This is a genomic window from Paraburkholderia podalyriae (genome assembly GCF_014397785.1).
In the GTDB taxonomy this organism is placed as follows: Bacteria; Pseudomonadota; Gammaproteobacteria; order Burkholderiales; family Burkholderiaceae; genus Paraburkholderia; species Paraburkholderia podalyriae.
The window spans coordinates 21,395-27,716 of sequence record NZ_VZQQ01000072.1 but is presented as its reverse complement, the minus strand read 5'-3'; the positions used below and the strand labels follow the sequence as shown (position 1 = coordinate 27,716).

At 61.2% G+C, this 6,322-nt stretch carries 4 protein-coding genes and 1 pseudogene; all 5 read right to left on the bottom strand.

The annotated features are described in order from the left end of the window. Positions 1–284: 284 nt before the first annotated feature. The gene (locus tag F6X42_RS36750; protein WP_187638811.1) at positions 285–1,031 is read right to left on the bottom strand and encodes a hypothetical protein; all 747 of its coding nucleotides are present in this window, start codon (positions 1,029–1,031) and stop codon (positions 285–287) included. 204 nt (positions 1,032–1,235) lie between these two features. Further along, the gene (locus F6X42_RS36745; RefSeq protein WP_246530410.1) at positions 1,236–1,985 is read right to left on the bottom strand and encodes a hypothetical protein; all 750 of its coding nucleotides are present in this window, start codon (positions 1,983–1,985) and stop codon (positions 1,236–1,238) included. Positions 1,986–2,165: 180 nt separating this feature from the next. Further along, positions 2,166–2,726: a phospholipase D family nuclease gene (locus F6X42_RS36740; RefSeq protein ID WP_187638809.1), complete on the bottom strand. Its 561-nt coding sequence runs from the start codon at positions 2,724–2,726 to the stop codon at positions 2,166–2,168. A 563-nt stretch (positions 2,727–3,289) separates the two neighbouring features. Continuing rightward, positions 3,290–4,402, bottom strand: a pseudogene (locus F6X42_RS46645) (SMC family ATPase); the annotation flags it as partial. A gap of 660 nt (positions 4,403–5,062) precedes the next feature. Next, the gene (locus tag F6X42_RS36730; protein WP_187638808.1) at positions 5,063–6,322 is read right to left on the bottom strand and encodes a TraB/TrbI/VirB10 family type IV secretion system protein; all 1,260 of its coding nucleotides are present in this window, start codon (positions 6,320–6,322) and stop codon (positions 5,063–5,065) included.

Sequence of the window (6,322 nt, the reverse complement as noted above, 5' to 3'; positions counted from 1 at the left end):
TGACGCCCCGTCGCAAGGGAGCAGAGTGACGGTTTCAGCGTCGGTTGCCCCAGACAGATGCATTGTGGAAAGCAGTCATTCACATGTCGAATCCCAATGACGCCTTGGGGTCGGCTACGGAAGTTCGGCGGGGCGGTGGCCTAGGAAGATGGCCAGTGGCAGTTGGATGCGTGGTGCTTTTGCAGCTTATCCAACGCCGTTCTGACTATTGCCGCCGTAGCGCGGCGGCAATGGTCTGGACGTCATCAAGCTGCGATACGAACTCGCCCGACTCAGTCTCCAGGTCAGCTGGGCATCTTGGCTGGACGCTCGATTCCTGACTTGCTGTCCTGCATGGACGGGACGTTCACCACCCAGAAGCGTCTGTCCTGCATGTCGTCCCAGTTGTATCCAACCGTGGCCATGATGCTGCCCAGAAAGTAGGAGCCGTTGAGCATCGTAAACATCTGTGTGCCCGGCGTGTTCGGGAACAGGTGCTGCGGCGCTGTTGGACCCATGGTTCGGAGCGCACCGCTATTCGCGCTATTCATGTTGAACGCCATGTCTTTCCATGTCATGACCTGGCTGAACGAGGTATTAGCCACGATATCGTCGCCGCAGAAGTCGATGTGATCATAGGACTTCGATTTCTTCGGGCTTTCCCAAACTGTCACGCTGATATTGACGCAATCCTGGGCAGAATAAACTCCTTGCCGACCGCTTGGCGGCATAACGTAGAACCAAGGCGGCAAGCGGTTGATATTGACCGCCACTCGCGGCCAGCCAGGCTTCTCATTGGTTGCGAGGACGTCTTTGAGCGGGGTATCGCGCAGGTGGGGATTGTTGGTGGAGCGGGTTACCGAGGTACCGCCGATGCCGGCAATCTGCTGGTTGAGAGATGCGACGCCCGCGTTGATCGAGTTGACCATGTTGCCTAGCGGATTACCTGTTGCTTGCATGTTGCCGCAGCCGACAAGTGCGGCGCAGGCAAGAGTGAGGGCAACGCCTCCAGTGATTCGAGTTTTCATATTTTGAGCGGAGTCGGAAAACATGTATCTTGTTCCTCGAGATTGTGCGGAGGCGTCCGTATATATCGGCAAGAATCGCAACAACTGAAGGGCAAGTCTTGGGAATTCTGGTTGAAGCGCCTATCCCGTGGTCACCGTGGATCACGGTCCATCTGTTCGCTCCGTACAGGAATGGGAGCGTCCCTTTCGGGATCGGCTCCCGAAAGGGTTAAGAAATCATGTAGTTCACTACAAGGCCAGGCCGAAGCTTGCGGCTTGAGCCTCTTCGAGCGACTGGTCGGCCGCGGCGAAAAGATCCGGCTGCCGCGTTGCCCGATCGAGGCGCGGCAAGGCATTGGAGAAACGGCTTGGCCCGCTGCCGTCGAAACTGTCAGCGCCGGCGGCCGCACAGATGCGAACGCGGCGCGCCGAGTTCACGCGACCGACATGTAGATGGCAGTTGCGTCGACGCGCAAGGAGTCCCCACGCTTCGGCAGTCGATTCCTTCCAGTCCGTTGACCCGCCGATGAAAATACCAACGACGGGCGAGAGGTACGGCGCGACGTCGTCCAGTTGCATGCCGTTCTGTACAGCGATGAGCAGCTGTGAGGGCATGCCTCGCAGACGCTCCATCCAGCGCAATGAGAACTCGAGCGATGCCAGACCGCCCTGGACGATGTCCGGCAGGACGATCCAGTCAGCACGCTCACCGAGCTTCTCGACGACAGCAAGAAACGCGGCTTCGTCAAACGGCTCGCCACGCTGATATGCGGTCCACGCACCGTTGTCGATGGCGTAGCGCATGCCTTCGGTGCGGTGCTCGCCTTTAGCGGAGACAAGAAGACGCCAGCCAGCATGCGCAAGCGCTTCGAGATTGCGCCGTGTACCGGTCCGGCTGGCATAGCCCACCATCGCAGGGCGGTGCATGATCAGACGCTCCTCGATGCCAGGGTCTTCATCAGCGCTGCCATCGACGCAGTAGTAGTCGGCGTAGGCCATCACAGCCTGCGCCCACCCCTGTTTCTCTCCACTCGCATAGGGCGCGAGCCAACGAGGTGCTGAAAGCGCCGCGCACGGTGTTGCTTCAAGCATGGAAACTCCACAAGTGAATGCGGAGCGACCCCGGCGGGGATCGCTTTGCCCGCGGGGTCAGAAAGTACGAGTAAGAAGAGTTGGCGGTCAGCGGGCCCGATACGCCTCGCCTTGCGCCGTCACGCTCTTCCAGTCATCGAGATACGCTTTCGCGATCTCCGGATGGTTCGACAGCACCAGCACGTTTTCTGAATTCACACGCGCGGCGGCCTGGCTGTAGTTATACGAACCCGTCTCGACCGTTGCGTTGTCAACTACCACGAACTTGCTGTGCTGGATCGGATACGCGCGCACCACGACGACAGGCACGCCCGCATACACGAGCGAGCCCATCGCAGCCGCAGCCTTCCCGCTGCGATCCTCTTCGACGTTGTTGTGGTAATCGACGGTTACTTCCACGTCGACGCCACGTCGCTTTGCATCAAGCAGCGCTCTTACGACTGCGGGCGCGGTGAACGAGTAGGCCATCACGCGAATTGACTGCCTCGCACTCCGGATGGTTTGAAGGACTAGCTGTTCCGCGCCACCGTCAGGTGAAAACGCCACCTGTACGTCGCTGGTCGCGCTGAGCGCCGGTTGCGCCCACATCATGCCCGCACCCGCAACGAGGGCGCCAGCCACCGTTGCAATGACGATTTGTTTTCTCATAAACATCTCCGTACGTTTACCGGAAAAGCCCCGGCTCCCGAAAGGGGCCGAGGCGTTGCAAGGTTTGGCTCAGGAACAGGTTTTGGGACGACTGAGCGGGTATGTGATTACCCTGCCATCCGGGCACACCCGGAAGTCACCCGGTTCGCCTCCCGGCGCGTGGACCACAATCACGGGCCGCGGAGTTGCGACGTGGGTTTGCGGCGCAGCAGTGCAGGCACACAGCGATGACGTGCCTGCCGCAACCAGCAGCATGAGGAAAGTTTCCATCTGGATATCTCGAATAAAGGGTGTGCGCCGCCTAAGCGGTGCGAGAATTAGCGGGATCGCTCGCGTGGATCGCCACCCACTTGCCGTCGACCAGGACGTCACGCAGGAGCGAGCCGTTCAGGACATAGCTGTGAGTGGTGCCCGAACGCGGGGAACAGGGACGAACTGACAGCGGTACCGCTTCAGTGCGTTTCTGGAGATTTCGAAAAGTGAACATCGGCGTTCCTCGTTGGAAATAAGCGAGGAAACGCCCTGTGGGGGCGTTCCCCACAGGGTTAAAAAGAAATGACACGTCACGCGGCCAGCGCCTGAACGTCGATCACGGCATCGGCCTCACTCACCAGATCAGGCGTTTGCGAGATGAAAAACTCTCGCTCATACCCTCCCTGCTTCAGCACCTCCCGCTTCATCCGCATGAACTGCAGCTTGCGCTGCGGGTCGAGCGGACCATCGGACTCGTCGCTAAAGAGCGTTTGGTACGGCTGCCCGGTGTTCTGGGCCTGGTACAGCGCAATACCTCGTGTGAGGCATTCGTTGATCCAGACCTTCTGACCACCGGACATTACCGACACCGACTTCGTGCTGTCGGCGTCCGCGTCATGCACCAGGATTTCGAAACCCTCACGCAGATCGCCGTTTGCAAGCGCGCGCTGCGTGCGGATCTCCACTGTGAACCGCATGCCGTAACAGGCCAGCAACAGCCGGTTGACGGTGTCGGTCAGTGCAGGTCCCGCGTCGTCGATTGTCAACGCAATAACGCCGTCGTTGCCAAGACCTTTCGCGAGCAGCTTCCATTGGGAAATCTCGTCGGAGAGCCGGTCGGCGCGCAGTTGCGTGGCCGAAAACCCGTCGAGTTCAACAGCAAGCCCATTTGCTTCGGCCTGCAGCACTGTCTGAGCACGAATCGCACCTTCAATCCGGCCTTCAAGTTCTGCGACAGCCTCGCGATTGGCGGCCAGCTTCCGGTCAGTCTCCGCAATCGCGGCCGTCACATCGACGGCTGCAAGCTGCTTCGATTCCGCATGGATTCTGGTCATCTCAGCCGTCATACGTGCCTTTTCGGACTCGTATCGGGCTGAGCGCGCAGCGACCTCGTCCGCAACCTGCCTTAATTCCGCGTTAGCGGTCTCAAGGCCCGTTGCAGCGGCATCGAGAAGCGGCTTGCTGGCGGCAAGCTCAGTGGCCGCCTGCAGGTTGCGCCGGGCTTCGGTCAGAATCGCGGTGAGCGCATCACGCTCACTGCGCTTCGCAGCAAGCTCCGCAACGACTGGAGCAAGCGCATCGGCCTGTGCTTTCTTCTCGCGATACTGCGCGCGAAGTTCGGCGACCGACACCCGTTGCTCCTCTGCCTGCGACTTCGCCTGCAACGCCTGACTGAGCAGCGGACACGTGGCATGCATCGCATGTCTTCGGCCACGTGGATGTTCGTTGCCGGAGACAGTGCGTCCCACGGCGACGCGAAGCGCTGCCGGTGATAGCACCAGTTCACCTGCATCAGGCCTACGTCAAAATCGCAGCGCCCATCTGAGATGAGAAAGCGGATAGCCTTGTAGGCGTCGTCGCGCGTCCGGAAAAAGAACCCACGCCCCGCAACGTTCAGTGTCCACGGCCACGCGCGGCCGTTGTACGCCGATTCGTTGAGCACAACGCCCGCAAGAATCTTTGCGTCCACGCTCGTGTGCATCACCTCGAACGGAGCCTGTGCGGATGCGCACGCCCAGCCGCCACGGCGCTCCGTCAAAGCCGCCTGTGCGTCGTCATCCAGCACGGCCGGTTGCAGCCAGCCGTTACTGACCAGCAGGGCCTGCAGGCTCTCCGGCGTTCCATCAACGAGTACGGACGCGAAGCCGCCCGCGCCCGTTGCGACGCTTTGTCCTTTCAGCGGTTGCGCCCAGGTGAGAAACCGTTGAAGGCCGCACGCATAGACGGGAGTTCCGGGAATTTCGAGCACGGACCGCGCGCCGCGCTCTTCAACGACGAAGCGCGTCGGGCTGATGACCGCGTCGATCACTGCCGCTCCCGCCGACGAACAGGCCCCTGCCAGCACGAGCGCGACGATAGCGCGCCTAGTCACGGTATGGCTCCATGACGATGTCCTGCGTCACCTGTACGAGGAACTTTTCCCCGGGCGGCACGGTGATCGTCGGCGGGATGTTCTGGTTCCGCTGAAGTACGGCTTGCGCAGTGGTGGCGGCCACCTGCCCGGCGGTGCTTCCATAAGTCGTCACGCCGATCGGGCTGGAGGTGGTCGATGTAGTCGCGTTATTGTCAAAGGTCTTCAGCAGCACTGCGGTGATGAATCCCGCACCGAAGATCGCGAGGAAATGGTTGTTGACGTCACCGGAGAAGCCGGCATACCCGTTCTGGTCTGCGCCCTGCATGCCGTTCATTGGCACGCTTTTGCCGTTGGGCAGACGCAGACTGGTGGAGGCCACGAGCAGACGCTCCTGTCCAACCTTGATGTCGGCGCTGTAGGCGCCGTTGATGAATGAGCCCTTGGGAATCATCAGGCAGTCGCCGCGCAGGCTGTCGTACACATCTTCGTCAACCATGAGCGCGACGCGGCCGGGCTTGTCCGAGTTCAGCCCCTCAACGGTCTTGACGTGGATGTTGTGCGGAGGCGTCAGCGTGCAACCGCCTGCCTGGCCATTGAAGGTGGTCCGCTCGATGCCGCCCTGCCCTGCTGTTTCCTTCAGGAACGCCCTGTCGCGGTCCTCAGGTGCCTGCCCCTGTTTAGCGAGCGCCAGTGCCATTGCATCGGTCGGGTTCTGCACACCGGATGTCGCCGCCGCTCGCGCCGCGCGAAAATCGTCCAGTGACGGTACGCCCGCCGGCACCGCCGACGCCTGCTGGCTTGCATTGCGGGAGGCGCCGGACTGCTTGAAGACCGACGACGTATAGATGGCATCCAGCTTGTTGCTGGCCGCGAGCGCACGCGTATCGGTGCCGTCAGCTCCAACCTCGCGCTGGAAGTCATCGCCAGTCAGCATGGGCTTCACGGTCGGATGCTGTGCAGCCGATGCTTCCGATGCGGCGCGAGCGGCTGCCTCGGCGGCGGCCGCTTCCTGCTGCTGCCTGATCATCCTGTCGATATCGGAGCTACCGGCTGCGGGCGCTTCTGTGCTGCTTTTGAGCGCCGACGCCTTTTTCAGGCGCTCTTCCTCCTGTGCCTGGTTGCTTGCCTTCAGCTCGTAATAGAAACCGAGCACACCAATCACCAGCGCGGCCAGCAGGCCAATGCTCATGATGGCATTACGTGGCGTCTTGCCTTTGACGAGTGCAGCCTGTTCCGCATTGGGCGTGGCCTGTTCGGTCTTTTTGGCCAC